Below are 25894 nucleotides of genomic sequence, written 5' to 3'. Positions count from 1 at the left end.
GACGCAAATGAATGTACGAATAGTGACGGCGCAGTTGTCACCGTAAACGCTCTACCAACTGTTGTTGCTAATGACGCAGAAGTTTGTACAGGATTCACAGTTCAATTAACAGCAAACCCGGCAGGTGGAACATGGAGTGGTGCTAATGTAAGCGCATCCGGATTGTTTGATGCTTCAGGTTTAGCTGCAGGACCATATAATGTGACGTATACGTATTCAGACGCAAATGAATGTACGAATAGTGATGGCGCAGTTGTAACGGTAAATGATTTTCCTGAAATTGTTTGTCCAAGTCCTGCTTTATTTGATGTTGATTGTGGTGTTTCAGCTAGTGTTGCCCAAGCGGCTACAGATTCGAAATTTAGTACTTGGTTTAATTCATTTGCAGGATTAAATTCCGACCCTAATATTGAAATCGTAGCGGTACAATATGTGTACAGTCCATCTAGTGCAGATCCTGACGGAGATAGTAATGCTCCTTTAAATCCTATTATTGGAGTCCCAGGTAGTATAGAAACATCCGTAACAGTAACATGGACAATTCGTAATACTGATACTGGATGTGAATCCTCTTGCTCTTCAACTTTTACTATGTCATTTAACTGTAGAATTGGATGTCAAACAACACCAACACCTGTTGCTTGTAATGGAGAATCAAGTGGATCTATTCAAGTTCTAGGTTCAAACGGAATCCCGCCTTACAATTTCTATTTATACAATTCAAGCGATCTCAATAATGTAATTGATAGTGTAATGGGAGTTAATGATGAGCCAGGTGGAGCCCTATTTTCAAATTTACCAGCAGGTACATATACTATATTAATTACAGATGCGGTTCAAACATTAGAAGATGCAACGGTATGTGACGCTACAATAAGTCAGCCAGATGCTTTGTCGCTTTCTTTGCAAATGGAACCAGAAAATTGTATTGATACAGCAACAGGAAGTATTAGCGCTACTTTTTCGGGAGGAGTTTCTCCTTATATGGTAAGTATTGATAATGGTCCAGCTTCTGAGCAATTGTCGCCTTTTACTTTTACAGGTTTAAATACTGGAAATCATACGGTTAAAATTATTGACGCTAATGGTTGTGAGATATCAGAAGATATTGAAGTTGAACTAATTCCTTGTGATGATGCTCATTGTACTTATACTCAGGGTTTCTATGGAAATTATGGAGGTTTAGGTTGTGTACCTGATTTAGGTAGTGTTAATTCTCAAATAATGATGATTAGAGCTTTAAATCAAGTAGGCGGATCATTTAATTTTGGAAGTGTAAATACAGGTAATTATTTTCTTCTAAAACTTTCTGATGTTAATGGTGTTTCAATACCAAGAGATAATAATATTTACAAGATGCTTCCAGGTGGTGGAAGTCCAAGAAAATTAGTTGGATTTGCTACCTACGATACTCCTGCAACATGGTCTGATGGTGATCCTATATACGCATCTGGTTCGAGAAAAGGTAAGATTAATAACAATTTATTAAGTCAAACAATGGTCTTATTCTTTAATCTTCAAATCAGTAATGCATTGGCTTCGGTTGAATTAGAATCTACTTTTGCAACTGCATCAGATGTAGAATGTGGTGCAAATATACCTAATATGGAAACCGTTCAAATATTTAATATTCCACAAAATGTTATTGATTACTTGAATTTAAATGGTGGTGCTACAGTAGGTAACTTATTCATTTTAGCGAATAAAGCACTTGGAGGTGAATACATAAACGGTCTTTCTCATTCAAATATTAACGCCGCTGTTGATGCAATTAATAGAGGATATGATGAATGTAGAATTAATGTAGCAGTACCTGAAGATATTGAAATTAAAACAGTTTCACTTTCTGATGGTTTAATTGTAACTGCTTATCCAAATCCATTTAAAGAATATTTAATGTTAAATTATAAGTTTAATTACGAATCAAATGTTGATATTCAGATTTTTGATACAAAAGGTTCTTTGTTGTATGAGTATAAAGATACAGACGCTTATTTTGGCAAAGAATTAAAACTAGATATTAATTTTAATCGTGCTGGCGGAGAATTGTTTATTTTGAAATTAATGACTTCTAAAGAAGTGATTACTCATAAAATATTCTCTGCAAATCAATAGCTTGATTGTTTGATTTTTTAAAGAAAGAGCCGTTTTTGACGGCTCTTTTGCTTGTTATAGAAGACTTAGAGTTCTTTCTAATGCCATTCCTCTAGATCCTTTTATTAACATTAAACACTCAGCTGGTTGATTTGAACTAAAAAAAGCTGCAAAATTTTCAAAACTTTCGAAGAATTTTAAATGTGAGTTTGGTGTTTGGTTAGCATAAAAATCTTTTCCAATAAAATAAGTAGTTATCGTAGTTTCATTAATTAGTAAATCTACAATTTTCTTGTGTTCGATAAGACTTTCTTCTCCTAATTCAAACATATCACCAAGAATTGCAATTTTATTGCTTTTTTCTAATTGAATAAAATTAGTAATAGCTGCCGACATACTACTCGGATTTGCATTATAAGCATCTAGAATTATTTCGTTTCCGTTTTTGTGTATCAATTGGGAACGATTGTTTTCAGGAATATAATTTTCAATTGCCTCTTTAATTAACTCGTCTGTTACTTTGAAATACTTTCCAATAGTTATTGCAGCATTAATATTATTGGCGTTATAAATTCCTATAAGATGTGAATTGATGGTTAGGTTGTTATACAGAATTTTCACCATTGGATTTGCTTTTACATCTGTAATTCTAACATCAGAATTTGGATTATATGCCGAAAAACTAAATCTTTTTATATTATTAGTTTTTTCAGTTTGAATAGTGTCATCTTCATTTATAAAAGCGATTTTGTCATTATTTCTTAGATAATCATACATTTCGCTTTTGCCTTTGATTACACCTTCAACTCCGCCAAAACCTTCTAAATGTGCTTTTCCAAAATTAGTGATATAACCATAATCTGGTTGTGCAATTTTACATAAGAATTCAATTTCTTTCTGGTGATTAGCGCCCATTTCAACAATACCAATTTCTGTTTCTTTTGTAAATCGTAAAAGAGTAAGAGGAACTCCAATGTGATTGTTTAAGTTTCCTATGGTAGCAAGGGTGTTATATTTTTTTGATAGTACAGCATGAATTAGCTCTTTAGTTGTTGTTTTTCCATTGCTTCCAGTTAAAGCTATAATTGGTAATCCTAAATAAGATCTATGGTATTTGGCCAACTCTTGTAAGGCAACAAGTGAATCTTCTACTAATAATGTACGCTCATCAATCTGATAGTTTGGGTTGTCTATAATCACATATTTAGCTCCTTTTTCTAAAGCTTCTTTTGAAAAGGTGTTGGCGTCAAAGTTTTCACCTTTAAGCGCAACAAACAAACAATCGTTCTCTATTTTTCGTGTATCGGTTGAAACGCTAGAGCAGTTTAGAAATAAAGAATGCAATGTGGTAATTGTGATCATATTTGTTGTTTTAAATCGAAACGAAGATAAAAAAAAGCCCTTTCAAACGAAAGGGCTTTTTTAAGTATTTTGTATGAAAATTATTTTTTAGGATTTCCTCTAGGAGTCTTTTTGTTTGACTTAGGACCTACTTTAGACATCGCACATCTAAATCCGATGTAATCTGTAGCCATGTCTTGAGGGAAGAATCTTCTAGAAGCAGGATCTAACCAGTATGCTCTATCTCTCCAAGAACCTCCTTTGTAAACTCTAACGTTGTCATCTACTAAAGTAGTTCTCTTGTCAGATTTATCAAATTTCTTGTCCATTTTACCTAAACTATCAGCAGTGATAGAATGTTTAGGAGCTTCGTACATTCTGAATTTTTCTTCTCCACCTTCTTGCTCTTCTTCAGAACCTCCAAATTTGTAGAAACGTGTAGATTGTCTATCACCATCTCTATAATTTCTGTTGTCTGAAGTTGAGAATTGAGTTCTTAAATAAGTTTCGTTTTCATCAACAGGAACTTGAGCAATTTGACCAGGGAAATTTCTAGCCATAATTCTACCATTACTCAAAGTATCGTAAGTGATATTGTCAGAAGTTACTAATTCAACAACTCCGTCTTCACCAATTTTATTTTTAGTATAAACGTTACCTCTAAAGTAGTTAAAGTCATTTGCTTCGTCATCTACCATTGGTCTGTAAACGTCTTGTACCCACTCAGCTACGTTACCTGCCATGTCGTATAATCCGAAATCATTTGGTGCATAACTTTTTACTTTATTTGTAATATCAGCTCCATCATCAGACCATCCGGCAATTCCGCCGTAATCTCCTTTACCTTGTTTAAAGTTAGCTAATTGGTCACCTCTGTACTGTCTTTTAGCAGAACGAGTATATTGACCACTCCAAGGGTATTTCTTTTGTCCTTTATAGATGTTGTACTCTCTGTTTCCAACTAAAGCTACTGCGGCATATTCCCACTCAGCTTCTGTTGGTAGTCTATATTCTGGTAAAATTAAACCAGAACTTCTTTGAGCATAAACATTTTTAGCAGTATCTGCAGCAGGTCTTCTTCCACCACCCATTTCTTTTTTCAATACTACTTCTTCATTTCCACCAAACGCTTTTGAAGGTGTATTGATATAAGTTTCAGTACTGAATGAATTTTCAGCAGTTACGTCAGAACCTAATTTGATTTTGTTATCTTTCTTAAGGTAGCCTTCGCGCTCTAAAATGTTTTCATTTACACGGTCAGTTCTCCATTTGCTAAATTCAACTGCTTGAATCCAGTTAACTCCAACTACTGGGTAGTCAGCATAAGCAGGATGTCTTAAGTAGTTGTTAGTCATCGTTTCGTTATATCCTAAACGATTTCTCCATACTAAAGTATCTGGAATTGCTCCGTTATAAATATGTTTGTAATTTTCTTCTGTTGGAGGGAAAACTGTTTTTACCCAAAATAAGTATTCAGAATACATTTTGTTGGTAACTTCTGTTTCGTCCATGAAGAAAGATTGTACGTGTTGTTGGTTTGGAGAGTTATTCCAATCATGCATAACATCGTCTTGTACTTTACCCATAGTAAAAGTACCACCCTCAATAGAAATCATTCCTGGAGGAGTTTCTTGTTGTTTAAACTTGTCATTAAACTGGAAACCACCTTTTTTGTCATTGATTTTCCATCCTGTAGCTGTAGAACCACCTTTGGTGCTTCCTTTTTTGCTACAACCCGTAAAACCTAATGCCAGTGCTAATACTACTAACACTTTTAAAGCCATAATTTTCTTAATTTTCATACTTTAGTAGGTAATAAATTTAGTGTCGCAAGATAATAATTATGAATTAAAATGCAACATGTTTTTAAAATTTTGTAAAAAAAAATTAATGTTATGTTAAAATCCTTTCTCTTACAACGTTTTATCCTAAGTTTTATTGTAAAAAATTAGAATAAAATAAATAATTTTTTTCTCTTTGTAATATATATGTGTTAATCACGTTTTACTGCTAATGAAAAAAACTATTCTATTTTTGCTTTTATTGTCTATTTCGTTTGTTTTTTCTCAGCAAACGGAAAATGTATCTATTAATTGGAATTCTAATTTAGATTACAATACAGGTGATGTTTTAATTAAAGTTCCACAGTTTGATTTAGAATTTTATAATATTGATATTCCGTTACGAAAAATTCAATACAAGCAAGTGGTGCCAGTTTCTGCAAATGCAAATGCCTCAAGTTTAATTGTTACTAATGTGAATTATCAAACTATTAATGAGTCTGAGCTTTATGATTTAAACAAAACATTAATTCCACTTAAGATTGATGCAAAGTTAGAAATTGTTCGTGCACGAGACGTCTACAAAGGTGTTTTGGTTTTGAATCCTATTATAAAGGAAGGAAGTGTTTATAAGAAAGTTATTTCGTTTACTTATTCGTTTCAAGAAGGACAAGCTAATAGAATCAATAATCAGAATATAATTCAGAGTACTTCGAATTCGGTTTTAGCAACAGGAAATTGGCATCGTTTCTATGTTGAAAAATCGGGTGTTTACAAAGTTTCTAAGTCTTTTTTGCAAAGTATAGGCTTTAATGTAAATGTAGATCCGCGAAATATAAAGATTTATGGAAACGGTGGTAGAATGTTGCCTCTTGAAAACACATTGCCTTATCCAAATGATTTAGAAGAAAATGCAATTCAATTTGTTGGAGAAGATGATGGTGTTTTTGATAACAGTGATTATATTTTGTTTTATGCTGAAGGGGTTGATACTTGGAATACCGAGAGTTTAACCAGCGTGAATTTATTTGCTGATAAATCCTACTATTATATTACTTCTTTAGGTTCTTCGGGAAAAAGAATAGAACAGGCGCTTCAGCCGATTGCTTCTCCAACTCTAACTTTTACTCAATTTGATGATGTTATTTACTATGAAAAAGATTTAGTAAACGCTGGAAAAGTAGGAAGAAGATGGTTTGGAGAACAGTTTAATATTGACGATACTCAAAATTTCGAATTCACTATTCCAAATCTCGACACTTCTGTTCCTGTTCAAATTAAAGTTAATACAGCATCAAAATCATTCGGAAGCTCTTCATTTAATATAAAGGCTAATAATATCGATTTAGGAACATTAAATTTTCCGCAATTAGTTACTGGAAGTGGAGTTGAAGGTTATGAATCTGCTTTGAATACTGTTTTTAATGCAACTTCTTCCTCAATAACGATTGCATTGGCTTACAATAATGGTGGTGTGCCAAGTTCTAATGGTTTTCTAGATTTTATAAGATTAAAGACAAAACGAAATTTGATAGGCTTTTCTAAACAGTTTTTGTTTTTCAATGATCAAGAGCAAACTAATATTGGTGTTGGAGAATATAGAATTTCAAATGCTTCAGGTATAGAACAAGTTTGGGATGTAACAGATTTGTACAATGTTGTTAGTTATCAAAATACAACAGGAGCTAATTTTAGTTTTAAAACAAATTTAGGAACGGCAAGAAAATATGTAGCGGTTGATTTGTCGGATACTTTTACGCCTTTGCGCGATTCAAATGCTGCTGTTTTAAATCAAAATTTGAAGGGAACTATTTTTAAAGATACTCAAGGGAATTTTCAAGATATTGATTATCTAATTATAACACCTGATTTTTTAATTTCTCAAGCCGAACGTTTGGCAGATTTTCATCGAGTAAATTCTGGACTTGTTGTGAGAGTGGTTTCTTTGGAAAAAATTTATCATGAATTCGCATCTGGGAAACAAGATATTGCGGCGATAAGAAATTTAATAAAGTATGTGTATTGGAATGCTTCAACTCCTGATAAAAGAGTAAAATACGTGAATCTTTTTGGAGATGCTTCTTATGATTACAAAAATCGATTATTTAACAACACTAATATAGTTCCAGTTTTTCATGGGTTTAATCCATTTGCTTCTGAAACTAATAATATTTCAAACTTTTCTTTGTTTTCTTCTTTTATGTCTGATGATTTTTTTGGTTTGATGGATGACAATGAAGGTACAATGTTAGGAGGTTTTGATGGAATTGATATTGCTGTTGGAAGAATGTTAGTCTCATCTGCTGGTCAGGCTAAAGAAATGGTTGACAAAGTAATAGAGTATCATGATGAAAAATCATACGGAAGATGGCGAAATAATTATGTAATTTATTCAGATGATGCGGATAATCTTACCGATGCTACGCTGCAATTTGGGCTTGATAATTTAGCCAATACTTTAACAACTCAAAAACCTTTTGTTAATGTTGAAAAAATTCACACCGATTCGTATTTGCAGCAAGTGGCGGCTGGAGGAGAGCGCTATCCAGAAGCAAAAAATGATTTTTTAGACGCATTAGAATTAGGAGCATTAGTGTTTAATTATTTTGGACATGGTAATGAAGAATCGCTAGCAAGAGAAAGATTGTTTGAAAAAATTGAAGCTCAAAACTTAACGAATCGATACAGATATCCACTTTTTATAACAATAACTTGCGAGTTTACACGTTTTGATGATCCAAACCGTTTCACAGGTGGCGAGTATATGTATTGGAATAAAGCAGGAGGAGCAATTGGTTTGATTGCAACTACACGTCAAATAGGTGTTACAACAGGTTTTGTAATGAATAATTTATTAAGTGAAGATTTGTATGCTTTTGGGTCAAATGATTATCCTTCAATTGCAGAAGCTTTACGTACAACAAAATTAAGTACTGGTTCAGATAACAGAAGGGTAGTTTTTTTTATTGGTGATCCAGCATTAAAATTAGCTATTCCAAAACCTAGAGTGGTGCTTACTAGGGTAAATGATGTTCCTGTAAGCCAACCATTACCAGTACTTCAAGCTTTAAGTTTGGCTAAGATTTCTGGCGAGGTGCGAGATGAAAACGATGTTTTGTTGTCAAACTATAACGGAGATTTAGCAGTTCAAATTTTTGATAAAGATATTAACAGAAGTACTTTGGCTAATAATGGAGTCGCTGCTCCAAGTCCGGGAGGTACAAACATTATGGGGAATTTTTTCCCAGCAGGTCAATTAATAAAAATGAATTTTACAACTTTAGGCGAAACCGTTTTTAGAGGAAACGCCTCGGTTGTAAACGGACAATTTGAATTTAGCTTCGTAGTTCCGCAAGATATTAGAATACCAGTAGGAAATGGAAAGATTAGCTTTTACGCAAAACGTAATATGCCAAATCTCGAAAATCAAACAGGATATGATAGAACAATCCAAATAGGAGGTGTTAACGTAAATGCTGTAGCAGATTCAAGTCCGCCAAAAGTAAGACTTCATATGAATGATGAAGGTTTTGTTTCGGGTGGAATTACAAATTGTTCTCCAATATTATTGGCTTTTTTAGAAGATGAAAATGGAATCAACACAGCAAGTGGAATTGGACATGATATTGTTGCAATTTTAGATGGCGATGAATCTAATCCATACGTTTTAAATGAGTATTATGAAACCGAAAACGATGATTATACTAAAGGATTTGTAAGATTCCCATTTAGAGATTTGACGCCAGGCTTGCATACGATTTTATTTAAAGCTTGGGATGTGTACAATAATTTGGTTACGGCAGAGATTCAATTTAATGCTATTTGTTCAGATGAAGGATTGCGCATTGAGAAAGTATTAAATTATCCAAATCCATTTGTAAGTTATACCGAGTTTTGGTTTAATCACAATATGCCATTTGAACCGCTTGATGTACAAGTTCAAATTTTAACTATTTCAGGAAAGTTAGTAAAAACAATTAATCAGCAAGTAACAACAGATGGTTTTCTGTGTAGAGATGTAACTTGGGATGGTCGTGATGATTTTGGAGATAGAATTGGTAAAGGAGTTTATGTTTATAAGCTCAAAGTAAGATCAACTTCAACTGGTAAATCTGTTGAAAAATACGAGAAACTTGTAATACTGTAATAAAATACTATATTTGTCAAATTAATTTCTATGAATACAATGAAAAAAATTGCTCTATTATTAGTCTTATTTTCTGTAGGACAATATGTTAAAGCGCAAGAAGATAATAGCCGAGTTATAACAACTGGAGTTCCTTTCTTATTAATTGCTGCTGATGCTCGTTCTGCGGGTATGGGAGATATGGGAGTTGCAACTTCTGCTGATGCTTTTTCGCAACAATTCAATCCTGCTAAATATGCCTTTTCTTTACAAAAACAAGGTTTCTCTATAAGTTATACGCCTTATTTATCTAGTATTGCTAATGATATTTCTTTAGGCCAGTTATCTTATTATAATAGAATTAATGAAAGAAGTGCTTTTGCAGCTTCTTTTCGTTATTTTGGTTTAGGTGATATTGATTTGAGACAAACGCCAGATCCTGATGAAGTGGTTAGAACTGTAAATCCAAACGAATTTGCATTAGATGGTTCGTATTCATTAAAGTTAAGTGAGCGTTTTTCAATGGCTGTTGGAGGAAGATTTATTCGTTCGGCATTAAGAATACCAGATGAAAATAATGATGTATCAGCAGCAACAACATTTGCAGTTGATATTGCAGGATATTACCAATCTGAAGAAATTGCTTATGATGATTTCAACGGAAGATGGAGAGGGGGATTTAATTTTCAAAATTTAGGTCCAAAAATTAGTTATGACAAAGACGATTTGAATGATAATTTCTTACCAGCCAATTTTAGATTAGGTGGAGGTTTTGATTTTATTTTTGATGAGTATAGTAAAGTTGGTGTAACTGCAGAAATTACTAAATTATTAGTGCCAACACCTCCAGCAAAAGTAGCTGCTATTGATGCTGATGGAAGTGGTGATATTGATGATGCAGAGCAAGATTTGGCAGACGATGCTTACAGTCAGGCATTATCAGATTACAGAAAGACTAGTTGGACAAGTGGTCTTTTTAAATCATTTGGTGATGCACCTGATGGTTTTTCAGAAGAGTTAAAAGAGTTTACATGGGCTTTAGGGGCAGAATATTGGTATCAAGATTCGTTTGCTTTAAGGCTAGGTTACTTTAATGAGAACGAATTAAAAGGAGCAAGAAAATTCTTTACTTTAGGAGCAGGGTTTAAATATAACATCGTAAAAATTGATGTTTCCTATTTATTCTCAGCATCAAAAGTGAGAAATCCATTAGAAAACACATTGAGATTCTCTCTTACGTTTAATTTTGGAGATAACTACGATGAACTTTAAACAAAAAATAAATTAATAAACAATCCAAATTCTTATTTTTAGAATTTGGATTTTTTTTCCTTACATATGAAGCAAATTTCAATAAACACGACCATTTCGGTACTATCAAAAGACGAATTATCTCAAGAAGAAATAAGTTTAATGTCTCAAGCATTTGAAGCAAGAAGTAAAGCCTATGCGCCTTATTCTAAATTCACAGTAGGAGCAGCCATTCTTCTAGATAACGGAGAAGTGATTCAAGGTTCTAATCAGGAAAACGCAGCTTATCCATCAGGATTATGCGCAGAGCGTGTGGCAATTTATTATGCGGGTGCAACTTATCCAAATGCAAAAATTGTAAAAATGTTCATCACAGCATCTCCACAGGATAGAGATTTAGAAGAGCCAATTCCGCCATGTGGAAGCTGTAGACAAGCAATTGCTGAGTACGAATTCAAACAAGATTTGCCAATCGCTATTTTCTTTATGGGAGCAAAAGGAGATATTTATAAGTCAGATTCATTAAAAAATATCCTGCCATTAGTTTTTGATAAGAATCACCTATAACGATTTCGTAACTTTTTTTATCGATTTTGTTATAAAAAATACAAAAATCGTAGAATTTAATTTTTTCAATCAGGTTCTATGTAGTATTTTTGCTGTTCGTAAAATTGTGATTGACAAATAAAGTCTTTCGCAATTCAATTGTATTAAAAAAACAAACCAAAATGAAACCAATTACAAGAGAAGTTTACCTAAAATGGTATGAAGACATGCTATTTTGGAGAAAGTTTGAAGATAAACTTGCCGCTGTTTATATCCAACAAAAAGTTAGAGGGTTTTTGCACCTTTATAATGGTCAAGAAGCTGTTTTAGCTGGAGCTTTACATGCAATGGACTTGTCTAAAGATAAAATGATTACCGCTTACCGTAACCACGTTCAGCCAATTGGAATGGGTGTAGATCCAAGAAAAGTAATGGCAGAATTGTACGGAAAAGTAACAGGTACTTCAAAAGGTATGGGTGGATCGATGCATATTTTCTCAAAAGAACATGGTTTTTATGGAGGACACGGTATCGTAGGAGCGCAAATTCCAGTAGGAGCAGGTATTGCTTTTGCAGACAAATATTTTGAAACTGGCGGTGTTACTTTAACTTATTTTGGTGATGGTGCTGCTCGTCAAGGTTCTTTGCACGAGGCTTTCAATATGGCAATGAACTGGAAATTACCAGTAGTATTCATCGTTGAAAACAACGGTTATGCTATGGGAACTTCTGTAGAAAGAACGGCTAACCATACTGATATTTGGAAACTTGGTTTAGGATACGAAATGCCTTGTGGGCCAGTTGATGGAATGAATCCAGTAAAAGTAGCTGAAGCAATGCACGAAGCAATGGAAAGAGCGCGTCGTGGAGACGGACCAACTTTCTTAGAAATGAAAACATACCGTTACAGAGGACACTCAATGTCTGATGCACAATTATATAGAACGAAAGAAGAAGTGGAAGAATACAAAAAAATTGATCCAATTATTCAAGTTTTAGATGTAATCAAAGAAAATAACTACGCAACAGAAGCTGAAATCGAAGTAATCGATCAAAGAGTAGCTGATTTAGTGGCTGAATGTGAGAAATTCGCTGAAGAATCTCCATTCCCAGAAGCTCAACAGTTATATGACGTAGTGTACGAACAAGAAAATTATCCTTTCATTCCACATAAATTATAAGAACTATGGCACAAATTATAACAATGCCCCGTTTGAGTGATACGATGACCGAAGGAGTTGTAGCGACTTGGTTAAAAAAAGTGGGTGATACAATCAAAACAGGTGATATTTTAGCCGAAATTGAAACGGATAAAGCTACAATGGAATTCGAATCTTTCCATGATGGTGTTTTATTACACATCGGAATTCAAGAAGGTCAATCGGCTCCAGTAGATTCTTTGTTAGCGATTATTGGAACAGCTGGTGAAGATATTTCAGCTTTATTAAGTGGCGGAACTGCTACGGAAACCAAAGAAGAAAAAGTAGTAGAAGAAACTAAATCTGTCACATCGAGCGCAGTCGAGATGCCAGCTGGTGTAAAAGTTGTAACGATGCCTCGTTTGTCTGATACTATGACAACAGGAACAGTTGCAACTTGGTTGAAAAAAGTAGGAGATGCTGTAAAAGAAGGCGACATTTTAGCTGAAATCGAAACAGATAAAGCTACTATGGAATTCGAATCTTTTAATGCAGGAACATTATTATATATCGGAGTACAAGAAGGTGATTCTGCTCCAGTTGATACCATCTTAGCAATTTTAGGACCAGCAGGAACTGATGTTTCAGGAATTGCGGCTAATTATAAAGTTGGTGCTGTTGTTGAAGCTCCAAAAGCAGAAGAAGTAAAAGAAGTTGCTCAAGCAGTTGTGGTAACAGAACAAGCTACTTCAAATAGAGTTTTTGCTTCTCCATTAGCTAAAAAAATTGCTCAAGATAAAGGAATCAACTTGTCTCAAGTAAAAGGTTCAGGTGAAAATGGAAGAATTGTAAAATCGGATGTAGAGAATTTCTCTCCATCTGCCGTTGCAACTCCAACTCAAGCCGTTGCAGAAGCTACAAGTGCAGTTGCAGCTGTGAAACCATTTGTTCCAGCAGGAGAAGTTTTCCAAGAAGAAATCAAAAATTCGCAAATGCGTAAAACCATTGCGAGAAGATTATCAGAATCTAAATTTACAGCACCGCATTATTATTTAACTATCGAGTTGGATATGGACAATGCTATTGCTTCAAGAAATATGATTAACGGATTGCCAGAAACGAAAGTTTCCTTCAATGATATGGTAATCAAAGCAAGTGCGATGGCATTGAAAAAACATCCACAAGTAAATTCACAATGGAGAGAAGATGCAATGGTAATCAATCACCACGTGAATATTGGTGTTGCAGTAGCAGTTGAAGACGGATTAATGGTTCCAGTATTGAAATTTACAGATCAAATGAGTTTAACTCAAATTGGTGCTAACGTCAAAGATTTAGCTGGAAAAGCAAAATCTAAAAAAATTCAACCTGCTGAAATGGAAGGAAGTACGTTCACTATTTCTAATTTAGGAATGTTCGGAATTCAGTCGTTTACTTCTATTATCAACCAACCAAATTCTGCTATTTTATCTGTTGGTGCTATTATTGAAAAACCAGTAGTTAAAAACGGACAAATCGTAGTTGGAAACACAATGACAGTTACTTTAGCTTGCGACCACAGAACAGTGGACGGAGCAACAGGAGCTCAATTCTTACAAACGTTCAAAGCGTTTATGGAAAATCCAGTAACGATGTTAGCATAATAAGTGTTAAATTTATCATACAAAATCCCGATTTATTTGGGATTTTTTTATTTTTACTTAAAACTGAAAACTATGAAAAAAATCGTATTCCTAATTTCTTTCGTTGGATTGTCATTGCATGCACAAACCAATGTTACTTCGAAAAATATTTCTAATGTCAATTACCAAGTTTCAGAAGAAAACGTTATTAAGACTTTGTCTTATTTGACTTCTGATGAACTAGAAGGAAGAGATTCGGGAAGTGAAGGAATCGAAAAGGCTGCGGTTTATTTAGAAAATCTATTAAAAGAAAACGGAATCAAACCATACTTTAAAACTTATCGTGATACGTTATCAAATTTTGACAAACCTGCTTTCAATATTGTAGGTTATATTGAAGGAACGGATAAAAAATTAAAAAATGAATTTGTGGTAATCGGAGCGCATTATGATCATATCGGAATGTTACAAAATGGGGTGAATGCTGATGTGATTGTAAATGGTGCAAACGACAACGCAACTGGAACCACAGCGGTTACTGAAGTAGCTAAATATTTCGCTAAATTCAAAAATAACAAGCGAAGTGTACTTTTTGTATTCTTTTCTGCAGAGGAAAAAGGACTTTTAGGTTCAAAACATTTGGCAGCAAAATTGAAAGAACAAAAAATGGATTTGTATTTCATGTTCAATTTTGAAATGATTGGAGTGCCAATGAAAGACAAAGGAATGGATTTCTATCTAACAGGTTTCGGAAAATCCAACATGGCGACTACAATTAACGAATATGCAGGAGAAAAGTTAGTGGGTTATTTACCAATTGAAACCAAATACATGTTGTTCAGAGCATCTGATAATTATCCGTTTTTTACTGAATTTAATGTTCCAGCACAAACGGTTTCGACTTTTGATTTTGAAAATTTTCAATTCTATCACCAACCAGATGATGAGTTTGAATTAATGGATACAAAACACATGACGACTGTGATTTCCAAAACAATTCCAGTTTTAGAAAAAATGATAAATGCCCCAAAAAAAGAAATCAAATTAAATGAAAAGTAAAAACATCATCATAACGGGAACTTCTCGTGGAATAGGTTACGAATTAGCCTTGCAATTTGCAAACGCTGGACACCAAGTGTTAGCTATTTCTCGAAAAACTCCAAAAGAGTTAATCGAAAATCAAAACATTACGTGTTTGTCAATTGATATTTCAAATCCCGAAGAATTACTTCAAGTGGAAAATTTTATCAATCGAACATGGAAAAAAGTAGATGTTTTAATTCATAATGCAGGAAGTTTGTTGCATAAACAATTCACGCAAATTACTTCAGAGGAATTTCAAAGCATATACAAAGTCAATGTTTTTGCTGTTGCCGAATTAACAAAAATCTGTATTCCATACATGGAAAAAGGAAGTCATGTTGTGACTATAAGTTCGATGGGAGGTATTCAAGGTAGTATGAAATTCGCTGGATTAGCCGCTTATTCCTCAAGCAAAGGTGCGGTAATTACCTTATCCGAATTATTAGCAGAAGAATATAAAGAACAAGGAATCGCCTTCAATGTTTTAGCACTTGGAGCGGTTAATACCGAAATGTTACAAGAAGCTTTTCCAGGTTACGAAGCGCCACTTTCAGCAAAAGAAATGGCAGATTATATCTTCAATTTCTCCTTAACCGGAAACAAATATTATAACGGAAAAGTATTGCAAGTTTCATCTTCAACTCCGTAATTTTTCGTAAATTGTATTTCATTTAAATTATAAGACCATGACAAAAGTAAACGCCATTCAATTATTTGAAGACAGAAAAGTTAGAACTGCTTGGGATGCAGAGCAAGAAAAGTGGTATGTTTCTATTGTCGATGTAATAGAAGTTTTAACCAATAGTGATCGTCCAAGAAAGTATTGGAGTGATTTAAAATCGAAGTTGATTAAAGAAGGAAGTGAAGTGTCCGATAAAATCGGACAGTTGAAAATGCAAGCTCCTGATGGTAAAATGCGACTAACCGATGTGGCAGATACAGAGCAACTTTTTCGATTAATTCAATCCATTCCGTCACCAAAAGCGGAACCTTTTAAATTATGGTTAGCCCAAATTGCATCTGAAAGATTAGATGAAATACAAGATCCAGAACTAACTATTGATAGAGCTTTAGAACAATATTTACAATTAGGATATTCCGAAAGCTGGATTAACCAGCGATTAAAAAGCATCGAAATTCGTAAAGAATTAACAGACGAATGGAAAAATAGAGGATTAAAAGAAGGACAACAGTTTGCCACTTTAACCGATATTATTTCAAAGTCTTGGTCAGGAAAAACAACGAAAGAGTATAAAATTTTAAAAGGGTTGAAAAAAGAAAATCTTCGGGATAATATGACTAATACCGAATTGATTTTAAATATGTTAGCCGAAGCTTCAACCAAAGATATTTCACAAGCTGTAAGCCCTGAATCGTTTGAAGAAAGCAAAAAGTTGCAAAACAAGGAGGAAATGTAGCAAAAGTAGCACTCAAAGAGTTAGAAGCTAAAACAGGAAAAAAAGTAGTTAGTTCGCTAAATGCAAAATCTTTGCGTGATGCTAATAAAAAGATTGATAAATAATTGAGCGAAGTTTTACAAAAATACTTACCCGAACACGCAGTTCATCATTGTTTTGAGTTAATCAAAGCGAATCATGTGCATCTAAAAATCGTTAATGAACGTCAAACTCGTCATGGAGATTATCGAAAAGACGCACAAGGCTATCATTTGATTACTGTGAATGCTAGTTTGAATAAATACCGATTTTTAATTACATTAATTCACGAAATTGCGCATTTGGTAGCTTTCGAAAAATATGGTCGTAACATAAAACCGCATGGCGATGAATGGAAGCTCACTTTTCAAAGAATGATGGTGCCATTTATTCGTCCAGAAATATTTCCAAATCAATTGTTGCCATTACTTGCTAAACATTTTAGAAATCCAAAAGCGAGTAGCGATACTGATGCAAAATTAGCCATCGCTTTAAAGCAATTTGACCAAAAAGAAACCGATAAAAATTATATCTTTGAAATTCCAATGGGAAGTCATTTTAGAATTCACAATGGGAAAATTTTTAAGAAAATAGCATTAAGAGTTAAGCGATATGAATGTTTAGAAATAAGTTCTGGACGATTATATCTGTTTCAACCCAATGCTGAAGTGGAATTGTTGCCCAATTAGAAAAGCAGCAAAAAAATCTTTCAAAAAATGAACAAAAATTATTACGCAATATTGATGGCTGGGGGAGTTGGTTCTCGTTTTTGGCCTGTGAGTACAGCCGAGTTTCCTAAGCAATTTCACGACATGTTAGGAACTGGTGAAACACTAATTCAAAAAACGTTTACTCGTTTGTCTCAAATCATACCAAAGGAAAATATTTTAATCCTTACTCATGAGGATTATAATAGCATTGTTTTAGAGCAATTGCCAATGGTAAAGCAAGAGCAAATTATTCTAGAACCTGTAATGCGAAATACCGCACCTTGTATTTTGTATGCTTCATTGAAGATTAAAAAGCAAAATCCAGATGCTATAATGGTTGTTGCTCCGTCTGATCATTGGATTGAAGATGAAATGCAGTTTTGTTCTAATTTGCAACATGCTTTTGATTTTTGTGAACGCGATGAAAACTTAATGACTTTAGGAATTTTACCAACATTCGCCAACACTGGTTACGGTTATATTGAATTTGATAAATTAGATTCTCGTCCAATCAAGAAAGTAAAACAATTCAGAGAAAAACCAGATTATGCTACAGCAAGAAAGTTTATTCAAAGCAGAAATTATCTTTGGAATGCTGGAATTTTTGTTTGGAGTGCGAAATCGGTTTTAAAAGCCTATGAAGAGTTTCAACCAGTGATGTATGATCATTTCATGAACGGTTATGAAGCTTTAAATACTGAAAAAGAAGCGTCATTTATCAAAGATAATTATCCGTTAGCTCAAAATATTTCGGTGGATTATGCTATTCTAGAAAAAGCACAAAATGTCTATGTGTTACCAGCAACTTTCGATTGGAACGATCTAGGAACTTGGGGTTCATTATACGATAAATTACCAAAAGACGAACAAGAAAATGCCGTAGTTAATGCTTCTGTTTATTTGGAAAATGCTACTAATAACATAATCAGAACTGAAGGAAAAAAACTCGTTGTTATTGATGGTTTAACCGATTATATTATCGTAGATAAAGATGATGTTTTGTTGATTTATCCAAAAAATAAAGAGCAAGATATTAAGCAAATAGTATCAAAATTAAAGTAACACTATTTTACATCATCTTCTAAATACATTTTTCGAACACGTTTGAATAACTCAGAAGAATATACAAAATCGGTAACGGCTTCGTTATCGGTTTTGAATATTTCTTTGTTAGAACCTTCCCATTCTAATAAACCATTTTTTAAGAACACGATTTTTTCACCAATTTCCATTACCGAGTTCATATCGTGTGTGTTGATTACTGTGGTAATGTTGTATTCTTGTGTAATTTCCTGAATCAAATTATCAATTACAATCGCAGTTTTTGGGTCTAAGCCCGAGTTTGGTTCATCACAAAAAAGATATTTCGGATTATTTACAATCGCTCTCGCAATCGCCACACGTTTTTGCATTCCACCCGAAATTTCAGATGGTCGCTTTTGATGCGCATTAACTAAGTGAACTCTATCAATAACAAAATCTACGCGTTCTTTAATCTCCTTAACCGATTTATTGGTAAACATTTTTAGTGGAAATCCAATGTTTTCTTCAACCGTCATGCTATCAAAAAGGGCACTTCCTTGAAAAACCATTCCAATTTCGGTTCTCAATTCACGTCTCTCATCATTAGAAAGTTCGGAATAAATTCTACCATCAAAAGAAATAGTGCCGCTATCAGGTGTATGAATTCCTAATAACGATTTTAAGAAAACGGTCTTTCCAGAGCCACTTTGTCCAATAATAAGATTGGTCATTCCAGCTTCAAAACGAGTAGAAACTCCTTTTAAAACGGTTTGTTCACCAAACTTTTTTACGATATTTTTTACTTCAATCATTAGCTTAAAAGAAGTTGTGTTAATATAAAGTTCATTAAAATGATTACTACCGATGTCCAAACGAATGAAACGGTACTCGCTTTTCCTACTTCTAAAGCGCCACCTTTCATGTAATAGCCATGAAACGAAGGAATTGTAGCTAAAATGAAGGCAAAAACAATAGTTTTAATGAAGGCATAAGCAATATGAAACGGAATAAATTCAGTTTGAAGTCCAGTTGTGAATTCGAAACTTGTAGTAAATCCGCCATAAACGGCTGCCATCCAACCTCCAAAAACTCCTAAAAACATACTTAATCCAATTACGAACGGATATAAAAGTAAAGCAATTATTTTTGGAAAAACCAAATAGTTTAAAGAATTAACACCCATAACTTCCAAAGCATCAATTTGTTCGGTAACACGCATGGTTCCAATACTTGATGTGATGAATGAACCCATTTTTCCAGCCATAATGATGGAAATAAAGGTAGGTGCAAATTCTAAAACAACCGATTGACGTGTTGCAAATCCAATCAAATATTTTGGGATTAACGGATTGGTTAAGTTTAATGCTGTTTGAATAGCTACAACACCACCTACGAAAAATGATATAAAAGAAACAATTCCAAGTGAATCGATAATTAAATCATCAATTTCTTTAAAGATTAATTGCTTCATGGCAGACCATTTAGTGGGCTTGTTGAAAATTTCTTTCAACATGATGAAGTATTTTCCTATTTGCGATAAGTAGCGAATGAGCATCATTTTGATAGTGTTCAGTTTCTAGTAAGCAGTAAAAATACTATATTTTTATGGAAAAGATTAAAACAATTTCTCTTTCATCTTCTTCCAACGATATTTTCTAACAAATTTAGCTTGTTCAGGTGTAACCAGCATGGTTTTGTTTTCTCTTTTGGCTTTCCAAAAACCTTTGATATAATCTAAGAATAATGAAGGTTTTCCTTTTCGCATGGCTAATTTTAAAGAAGCAACGGATGTGATTAAAAATCCGTAGCCTAACGTATAGAAAGCTTCTCCTTGTTTGAATCTTGCCGCTTGGTTGTAGCTCGCACCCGTAGGTTTTAGATGTTTTACGTGTAAACTTTCATCGGTTACAACTTTCCAATGGTAGAATTTACAAAGTAATTCGTCAACGGTATCCCAACCCATTTGCGGTTTTAATCCACCGATTTGTTTGAAGGTTTCTTTTCGATAGGCTTTTAAGGCTCCACGAATATGGTCTTTATCTGTAAGATTTTCTAAAACCCAATTTCCATTTTTATCGATGTAACAAAATCCTCCAGCCATTCCAATTCGTTCATCCGATTGGAAATGTTTGATGATGATTTCAAAGTAGTTTTTTGGAAAAATCAAATCAGCATCTACTTTTACAATGATATCGTAATTGTCGTCGATGTGTTTTTCTCCTTCATGAAAGGCTTGAATCACTTTACTTCCAGGTAAATGAATAGCATCCGATTTTTTATTCACTAAAGTGATAAATGGGTGTTTGGAAGCAAATTCAGAAACAATTTCCGGAGTTTTATCAGTTGAATTATCATTCACTATTACAATTTTTGTTGGTAAAACAGTTTGTTCTACTAACGATTGCAAAGTTAAGCTCATAAAAGCTTCTTCGTTGTAAGCTGGAATGATAACGTAATATTTCATTTGACTTATCACTTTTTACTTGTCACTTTTCACTCTTTCGGCGTAAACCAAATAATATCTCGGAGTAAACCATCTCAACAATGGTCTAAAACCTAATTTCTTAACTGGATGTGTAAATTTCACTCGGTCTACAATTTTAAAGCCTGCTTTTTCAAGTAGCCAATCCAATTGCCAATCTTCAAATTCGTGATAATGTCTGTCCCACATATCGGTTTTACTTCTATAAGCTGGTGAAAACCATAAACGTAATGGAATCGAAATTAAAATTTTATCCGCTTTTACGTTTTGTAAAACTGTGTAAGGATTTAGTAAATGTTCGAAAATTTCAAAACCTGTAAACACATCGTAGTTTTCAGTTTGAAGCGCCGATTGATTGTTGTCAATGTCTTCACCTTTTGTGTTGATAACAGTATAACCATTATCTGCCATAATTTTTGAAAAAGGATTTGGAACACCTAAGTCAAAAATGGTTTCAGAAGTTTTGATGTGTTTTTTTAGAAAATCTAAAGTGATGTTGAATCTTTTACTCGGATATGTTTTTTCGTACATTATAAAGTTTGTTTCAAGTTTCAGGTTTCAAGTTGGAAACAGTTTGTAAAATTAGCAATTTAACCTGAAACTTTAAACCTGAAACAAAAAAGATTACATCTTGTAAACAATTGCATTAATATTCATTCCGGCACCAACAGAAGCAAAAATAATAACATCGCCTTTGTTTAAATTTTGTCCTTCTAATTCTCCGTTTACAATTAAATCATATAAGGTTGGAACCGTTGCAACGCTTGAATTTCCTAATTTATGAATACTCATTGGCATAATTCCTTCTGGAGTTTCCATTTTGTACAATTTGTAAAAACGATTAATGATGGCTTCATCCATTTTTTCATTTGCTTGATGAATTAGGATTTTCTTTACATCCGTTATAGCAATTCCGCTTTTTTCTAAGCAAGATGCCATTGCTTTTGGGACATTAGATAAGGCAAATTCATAAATTTTTCTACCATACATTTTGATATAGCGAATATTTGGGTCTTCTTCTTTACTAAAAGAGTTTCCAAAATATAAAAACTTAGATTCATCAAAAGAAAAAGTAGCCGATTCGTGAGCTAAAATTCCGCCTTCATCATCAGTAGCTTCAATGATTGTTGCGCCTGCACCATCTGAATAAATCATGCTATCTCGGTCGTGTCTGTCTACAACGCGTGACAACGTTTCAGAGCCAATCACTAAACATTTTTTAGCCATTCCAGCTTTAATAAATGCTTGTGCTTGAATAACGGCTTCTATCCAACCAGGACAACCAAAAAGCACGTCGTAAGCAACGCATTTTGGGTTTTTAATTTGTAATCCATATTTAACACGAGTGGCTAAACTAGGAACAGTGTCCGATTGAATGGTGTTTATTTGAATATCTCCGTAATTGTGAGCAAAAATAATGTAATCTAATGTTTCAGGATCAATGCCTGATTTTTCAATAGCTTTTTTTGATGCAATTACAGCCATATCAGAGTTTACCATGTCATCAGCTGCATAGCGTCTTTCTATGATTCCTGTAATTTCAACAAATTTTTCTGCAATAATATCATTTGTCATATTAAAAGCAGTGCCGTCTTCGTTCAAAAAATCGTGTTGAGCAAAATCAGAATTCGTAACTTTTTTAGTTGGAATATAACTTCCTGAACCTGTTATTTTAATATTCATAATACGTATTGTTAGTATAACGAAATTATTAATTATTTCTTAACATAAAGCCAAAATGGATGTTTTATTTGGTGCAATTATTAAATCATCATTTTAAACTTAAAAAAATATGAAAATCAACTTTTTAATGGCATTTAATTGAATTTAATCTGCATAATCGTTGCCATACTCAGTGCTTGTGTTTTCATTTGTTCAGCATATTTTCCTGCGAAATGCTCATCAATTGTAGAATTAAAATGGGTTAACCAAGTATCGAAATGTTCTTTTTTGAAAGCATGCTTATCATGAACGTCTTTATGAATAGAAAACATATTGTTGTAATAACCTCCTTTTAAGAATAAAGATTGTTCCCAAAAAGTAGCTAATATTTCAAAATGTGCTTCCAAATGTTGGTCAACCGTAGTTACTTTTGTAAAGAAAAAATTAATCGATTCATCAGCTAAAAGTTTATCGTAAAATTTTCGCATGATTAATAGAATATCTTCACGCGTTTCAATATCATTCATCTTATAATTTATTAAAAAAGGCTCAAGTTTTTAATTTGAGCCTTTTTGATTTATTACTTTGTACTTTTAATTTCGCACCTCGTACTTTGAATTACATGTAAGCCTCAATTGGTGCACAAGAACAAACTAAATTTCTATCTCCATACGCTTCATCAACACGACGAACCGTTGGCCAGAATTTATTCTCAGCAATATAATCTAATGCAAACGCCGCTTGTTCTCTTGTGTAAGGGAAAACCCATTCGTTAGCTGTAACCATTGCTAATGTATGAGGTGCATTTCTTAAAATATTATTGGCATCATCTTTTGATGAAGCTTCAATTTCTTTACGAATAGAAATCATGGCATCACAAAAACGATCTAATTCTGCTAAATCTTCTGATTCAGTTGGTTCAATCATTAACGTTCCAGCTACTGGGAAAGAAACGGTTGGTGCATGGAAACCGTAATCCATTAAACGTTTTGCAATATCCGTTACTTTGATTCCTTTTTCTTCGAAAGCTCTACAATCTAAAATCATTTCGTGAGCCGCTCTTCCCATTTCTCCAGAATATAAAACTGGATAATGTGCTTCTAAACGCGCTTTCATATAATTTGCATTTAAGATAGCATATTTAGTAGCGTTTGTTAAGCCTTCAGCACCTAACATTGTAATATAGCCATAAGAAATCAAACAAACTAAAGCCGAACCATAGGGCGCAGAAGAAATCGCTGTAATTGCTTGACTTCCTCCTGTTGGAATAACTGGATTCGTTGGTAAGAATGGAACTAATTTTTCGTTCACACAAATTGGCCCAACACCAGGTCCACCACCACCGTGTGGAATAGCGAATGTTTTGTGTAAGTTTAAGTGACAAACATCAGCACCAATAGTAGCAGGATTCGTTAATCCAACTTGTGCATTCATATTTGCACCATCCATATATACTAATCCTCCATTTTCGTGGATGATATTTGTGATTTCGATAATAGCACTTTCAAAAACTCCGTGAGTTGACGGATAAGTAACCATTAAACATGATAAATTATCTTTGTGTTGGATAGCTTTTGCTCTTAAATCTTCCACATCGATATTTCCATTATCCATGGTTTTAGTTACGATGATTTCCATTCCTGCCATAGCAGCAGAAGCTGGATTAGTTCCGTGAGCAGAAGCAGGAATTAAACACACATTTCTGTGGTTATCGCCTCTTGATAAATGATAAGCACGAATAGCCATCAAACCTGCATATTCACCTTGAGCTCCTGAATTTGGTTGTAACGTTGTTCCTTGGAAACCTGTTACGACATTCAATTGTTGCTCTAGTTTTTTTAACATGATTTGGTAACCTTCTGCTTGTTCAACTGGAGCAAAAGGGTGAATGCTATTCCAGTTAGCCATAGATAAAGGCAACATTTCAGCAGCAGCATTTAATTTCATCGTACAAGAACCTAACGAAATCATCGAGTGATTCAACGATAAATCTTTACGCTCTAATTTTTTGATATAACGCATCAATTGCGATTCTGAATGATGGTTATTGAAAACATCATATTGTAAGAAAGTTGATTTTCTTACTAAATTTTCAGGAACCATTACTTCATTTGCTAATTGATTTACTGTAAATGCATCTTTTCCAGTAGCTTCAGCAAAAATTGCAATAATTTGATTGATATCATTTACAGAAGTTGTTTCGTTAAAAGAAATCGAGATCGTTTCAGCATCTGGATAGAAGAAGTTTACTTCGTGTTTCTCAGCAATCGCTTTTACTTTAGCAGCATCGGCTTTTACTAAAATCGTATCGAAGAAAGCAGAGTTTGTTTGGTAAACTCCTAATTTATTTAAAGCGTCAGCAGTAGTAACAGCAGAAGCATGAACTTTATCAGCAATATATTGTAAACCTTTTGGTCCGTGATACACCGCATACATTCCAGCCATAACCGCTAATAAAACTTGTGCAGTACAGATGTTTGAAGTCGCTTTTTCACGTTTGATATGTTGCTCACGAGTTCCTAATGCCATACGTAACGCACGGTTTCCGTTTGCATCGATAGAAACACCGATGATTCTTCCTGGCATCGAACGTTTGTATTCTTCTTTCGTTGCGAAATAACCAGCGTGTGGTCCACCATAACCCATTGGAATACCAAAACGTTGCGTAGTTCCTACAACAACTGCAGCTCCCATTTCACCAGGAGAAGTTAATTTTGCTAACGATAATATATCAGCAGCAACTGCTACTTTGATTTCGTTTTCTGCAGCTTTTGCGATAAATCCAGCATAGTCATAAACTTGACCATATTTTCCTGGATATTGTAAAATCGCACCAAAGAAATCAGTTGAGAAATCAAATGTTTCGTGATTTCCAACTACTAATTCAATATTTAATGGGGTAGAACGTGTTTGTAAAACAGATAATGTTTGTGGTAAAATTTCTTCTGAAACGAAGAATTTAGATACATTATTTTTCTTTTGATCGCGTGTTCTTACATCGAATAACAATGCCATTGCTTCTGCAGCAGCTGTTCCTTCATCAAGTAACGATGCATTTGCGATTTCCATTCCGGTTAACTCGATAACGGTAGTTTGGAAATTCAAAATCGCTTCTAAACGACCTTGCGCAATTTCGGCTTGATAAGGAGTGTAAGCTGTGTACCATCCTGGGTTTTCAAAAATATTTCTTTGAATAACCGCCGGAACGATTGCTGGGTGATATCCTAAACCAATGTATGATTTGAATACTTTATTTTTCTTTCCTAATTCTTGAATGTGAGTTAAATACTCATACTCTGTCATAGGAGCGTCTAAATTTAAGTCGTTTTTTAAACGAATATCATCTGGAATTGTTTCGAAAATTAATTGGTCTAAAGATTCTACACCAACCGTTTTAAACATGTGATTTAAGTCACTTTCACGTGGCCCTAAATGTCTCAAAGCGAATGCATCTGTTCTCATTTATTAAAAATGTGTATGTATGTTATTATGTGTTGTTTTGGACAACAAAAGTAATTATTAATCTTGTAATTTTTTGTTTTTAAAATGTGAAATTTTGTGATTTTATCAACTAATTTCAAGTCTTATTAACAGATTA

20 protein-coding genes are annotated in these 25894 nt (G+C 33.7%); 11 read left to right on the top strand and 9 right to left on the bottom strand.

What is annotated here, in order from left to right; genetic code table 11:
• A partial coding sequence (locus B0I03_RS08565) for a hypothetical protein (protein WP_146603278.1) occupies nt 1–2115 on the top strand: 2115 nt, incomplete at its 5' end.
• A 54-nt stretch (nt 2116–2169) separates the two neighbouring features.
• Here the strand turns inward: B0I03_RS08565 and B0I03_RS08560 are convergent.
• On the bottom strand, nt 2170–3453 hold the full coding sequence (locus B0I03_RS08560; protein WP_181452374.1) for a UDP-N-acetylmuramoyl-tripeptide--D-alanyl-D-alanine ligase: 1284 nt from the start codon (nt 3451–3453) through the stop codon (nt 2170–2172).
• 83 nt (nt 3454–3536) lie between these two features.
• Nucleotides 3537–5237, bottom strand: a complete 1701-nt coding sequence (gene gldJ, locus B0I03_RS08555; protein WP_111567010.1) for a gliding motility lipoprotein GldJ — start codon at nt 5235–5237, stop codon at nt 3537–3539.
• 211 nt (nt 5238–5448) lie between these two features.
• On the opposite strand from gldJ, the gene porU reads away from it, so the two are divergent.
• The 10 genes from porU to B0I03_RS08505 all read left to right on the top strand — a co-directional run bounded on the left by porU (nt 5449) and on the right by B0I03_RS08505 (nt 18191).
• Nucleotides 5449–9363, top strand: a complete 3915-nt coding sequence (gene porU, locus B0I03_RS08550) for a type IX secretion system sortase PorU (protein ID WP_111567009.1) — start codon at nt 5449–5451, stop codon at nt 9361–9363.
• Between the two features lie 39 nt (nt 9364–9402).
• Nucleotides 9403–10614, top strand: coding sequence for a type IX secretion system outer membrane channel protein PorV (gene porV / locus B0I03_RS08545; RefSeq protein ID WP_111567031.1), 1212 nt, complete (start codon nt 9403–9405; stop codon nt 10612–10614).
• A gap of 66 nt (nt 10615–10680) precedes the next feature.
• A complete protein-coding gene (gene cdd, locus B0I03_RS08540; protein WP_111567008.1) occupies nt 10681–11160 on the top strand; it encodes a cytidine deaminase in 480 nt (159 codons plus the stop codon).
• 161 nt (nt 11161–11321) lie between these two features.
• Nucleotides 11322–12320, top strand: coding sequence for a pyruvate dehydrogenase (acetyl-transferring) E1 component subunit alpha (gene pdhA, locus B0I03_RS08535; RefSeq protein ID WP_026725694.1), 999 nt, complete (start codon nt 11322–11324; stop codon nt 12318–12320).
• Between the two features lie 5 nt (nt 12321–12325).
• Entirely contained in the window at nt 12326–13921 is a 1596-nt protein-coding gene (locus tag B0I03_RS08530) for a 2-oxo acid dehydrogenase subunit E2 (protein ID WP_111567007.1), read from the top strand.
• Nucleotides 13922–13993: 72 nt separating this feature from the next.
• Nucleotides 13994–14959: a M20/M25/M40 family metallo-hydrolase gene (locus B0I03_RS08525; protein WP_111567006.1), complete on the top strand. Its 966-nt coding sequence runs from the start codon at nt 13994–13996 to the stop codon at nt 14957–14959.
• Entirely contained in the window at nt 14949–15632 is a 684-nt protein-coding gene (locus B0I03_RS08520; protein WP_111567005.1) for an SDR family NAD(P)-dependent oxidoreductase, read from the top strand. The genes B0I03_RS08525 and B0I03_RS08520 overlap by 11 nt, the downstream gene beginning before the upstream one ends.
• Nucleotides 15633–15669: 37 nt before the next feature.
• On the top strand, nt 15670–16401 hold the full coding sequence (locus B0I03_RS08515) for a BRO-N domain-containing protein (protein WP_245902977.1): 732 nt from the start codon (nt 15670–15672) through the stop codon (nt 16399–16401).
• Nucleotides 16402–16505: 104 nt separating this feature from the next.
• Nucleotides 16506–17108 carry a SprT-like domain-containing protein gene (locus B0I03_RS08510; RefSeq protein ID WP_111567004.1) on the top strand — a complete coding sequence of 201 codons (603 nt, stop codon included), beginning with the start codon at nt 16506–16508 and terminating at the stop codon, nt 17106–17108.
• 27 nt (nt 17109–17135) lie between these two features.
• Complete coding sequence (locus B0I03_RS08505; RefSeq protein WP_111567003.1) at nt 17136–18191, top strand: mannose-1-phosphate guanylyltransferase; 1056 nt, start codon at nt 17136–17138, stop codon at nt 18189–18191.
• A gap of 2 nt (nt 18192–18193) precedes the next feature.
• Here the strand turns inward: B0I03_RS08505 and B0I03_RS08500 are convergent, their stop codons facing one another.
• The 7 genes from B0I03_RS08500 to gcvP all read right to left on the bottom strand — a co-directional run bounded on the left by B0I03_RS08500 (nt 18194) and on the right by gcvP (nt 25758).
• Nucleotides 18194–18964, bottom strand: coding sequence for an ABC transporter ATP-binding protein (locus B0I03_RS08500; RefSeq protein WP_111567002.1), 771 nt, complete (start codon nt 18962–18964; stop codon nt 18194–18196).
• A complete protein-coding gene (locus B0I03_RS08495) occupies nt 18964–19710 on the bottom strand; it encodes an MlaE family ABC transporter permease (RefSeq protein ID WP_111567001.1) in 747 nt (248 codons plus the stop codon). Before B0I03_RS08495 ends, B0I03_RS08500 begins: the two co-directional genes overlap by 1 nt.
• A 57-nt stretch (nt 19711–19767) precedes the next feature.
• Nucleotides 19768–20616 (bottom strand): glycosyltransferase, encoded by an 849-nt coding sequence (locus tag B0I03_RS08490; protein ID WP_111567030.1) that lies wholly within the window; start codon nt 20614–20616, stop codon nt 19768–19770.
• Nucleotides 20617–20631: 15 nt separating this feature from the next.
• Complete coding sequence (locus B0I03_RS08485; RefSeq protein WP_111567000.1) at nt 20632–21165, bottom strand: class I SAM-dependent methyltransferase; 534 nt, start codon at nt 21163–21165, stop codon at nt 20632–20634.
• A 93-nt stretch (nt 21166–21258) separates the two neighbouring features.
• A complete protein-coding gene (locus B0I03_RS08480; RefSeq protein ID WP_111566999.1) occupies nt 21259–22317 on the bottom strand; it encodes a 3-oxoacyl-ACP synthase III family protein in 1059 nt (352 codons plus the stop codon).
• A 134-nt stretch (nt 22318–22451) separates the two neighbouring features.
• Nucleotides 22452–22823 carry a group III truncated hemoglobin gene (locus tag B0I03_RS08475; protein WP_111566998.1) on the bottom strand — a complete coding sequence of 124 codons (372 nt, stop codon included), beginning with the start codon at nt 22821–22823 and terminating at the stop codon, nt 22452–22454.
• Between the two features lie 91 nt (nt 22824–22914).
• Nucleotides 22915–25758 (bottom strand): aminomethyl-transferring glycine dehydrogenase, encoded by a 2844-nt coding sequence (gene gcvP, locus B0I03_RS08470; RefSeq protein WP_111566997.1) that lies wholly within the window; start codon nt 25756–25758, stop codon nt 22915–22917.
• Nucleotides 25759–25894 lie beyond the last annotated feature (136 nt).

The sequence above is a fragment of the Flavobacterium aquaticum genome (genome assembly GCF_003259835.1).
Taxonomy (GTDB): Bacteria; Bacteroidota; Bacteroidia; order Flavobacteriales; family Flavobacteriaceae; genus Flavobacterium; species Flavobacterium aquaticum.
The sequence above is the reverse complement of the archived record's forward strand: the minus strand, read 5'-3'. Positions and strand labels throughout refer to the sequence as shown.

Bases quoted from the DNA above. Each gene is read 5' to 3' on its own strand.
- B0I03_RS08530 (WP_111567007.1), top strand. From the start codon at position 12,326: ATGGCACAAATTATAACAATGCCCCGTTTGAGTGATACGATGACCGAA.
- B0I03_RS08485 (WP_111567000.1), bottom strand. From the start codon at position 21,165: ATGTACGAAAAAACATATCCGAGTAAAAGATTCAACATCACTTTAGAT.
- B0I03_RS08520 (WP_111567005.1), top strand. From the start codon at position 14,949: ATGAAAAGTAAAAACATCATCATAACGGGAACTTCTCGTGGAATAGGT.
- B0I03_RS08495 (WP_111567001.1), bottom strand. From the start codon at position 19,710: ATGATGCTCATTCGCTACTTATCGCAAATAGGAAAATACTTCATCATG.
- porU (WP_111567009.1), top strand. From the start codon at position 5,449: ATGAAAAAAACTATTCTATTTTTGCTTTTATTGTCTATTTCGTTTGTT.
- cdd (WP_111567008.1), top strand. From the start codon at position 10,681: ATGAAGCAAATTTCAATAAACACGACCATTTCGGTACTATCAAAAGAC.
- B0I03_RS08490 (WP_111567030.1), bottom strand. From the start codon at position 20,616: ATGAAATATTACGTTATCATTCCAGCTTACAACGAAGAAGCTTTTATG.
- B0I03_RS08505 (WP_111567003.1), top strand. From the start codon at position 17,136: ATGAACAAAAATTATTACGCAATATTGATGGCTGGGGGAGTTGGTTCT.
- B0I03_RS08480 (WP_111566999.1), bottom strand. From the start codon at position 22,317: ATGAATATTAAAATAACAGGTTCAGGAAGTTATATTCCAACTAAAAAA.
- B0I03_RS08500 (WP_111567002.1), bottom strand. From the start codon at position 18,964: ATGATTGAAGTAAAAAATATCGTAAAAAAGTTTGGTGAACAAACCGTT.
- B0I03_RS08525 (WP_111567006.1), top strand. From the start codon at position 13,994: ATGAAAAAAATCGTATTCCTAATTTCTTTCGTTGGATTGTCATTGCAT.
- B0I03_RS08515 (WP_245902977.1), top strand. From the start codon at position 15,670: ATGACAAAAGTAAACGCCATTCAATTATTTGAAGACAGAAAAGTTAGA.
- porV (WP_111567031.1), top strand. From the start codon at position 9,403: ATGAAAAAAATTGCTCTATTATTAGTCTTATTTTCTGTAGGACAATAT.
- pdhA (WP_026725694.1), top strand. From the start codon at position 11,322: ATGAAACCAATTACAAGAGAAGTTTACCTAAAATGGTATGAAGACATG.
- gcvP (WP_111566997.1), bottom strand. From the start codon at position 25,758: ATGAGAACAGATGCATTCGCTTTGAGACATTTAGGGCCACGTGAAAGT.
- gldJ (WP_111567010.1), bottom strand. From the start codon at position 5,237: ATGAAAATTAAGAAAATTATGGCTTTAAAAGTGTTAGTAGTATTAGCA.
- B0I03_RS08475 (WP_111566998.1), bottom strand. From the start codon at position 22,823: ATGAATGATATTGAAACGCGTGAAGATATTCTATTAATCATGCGAAAA.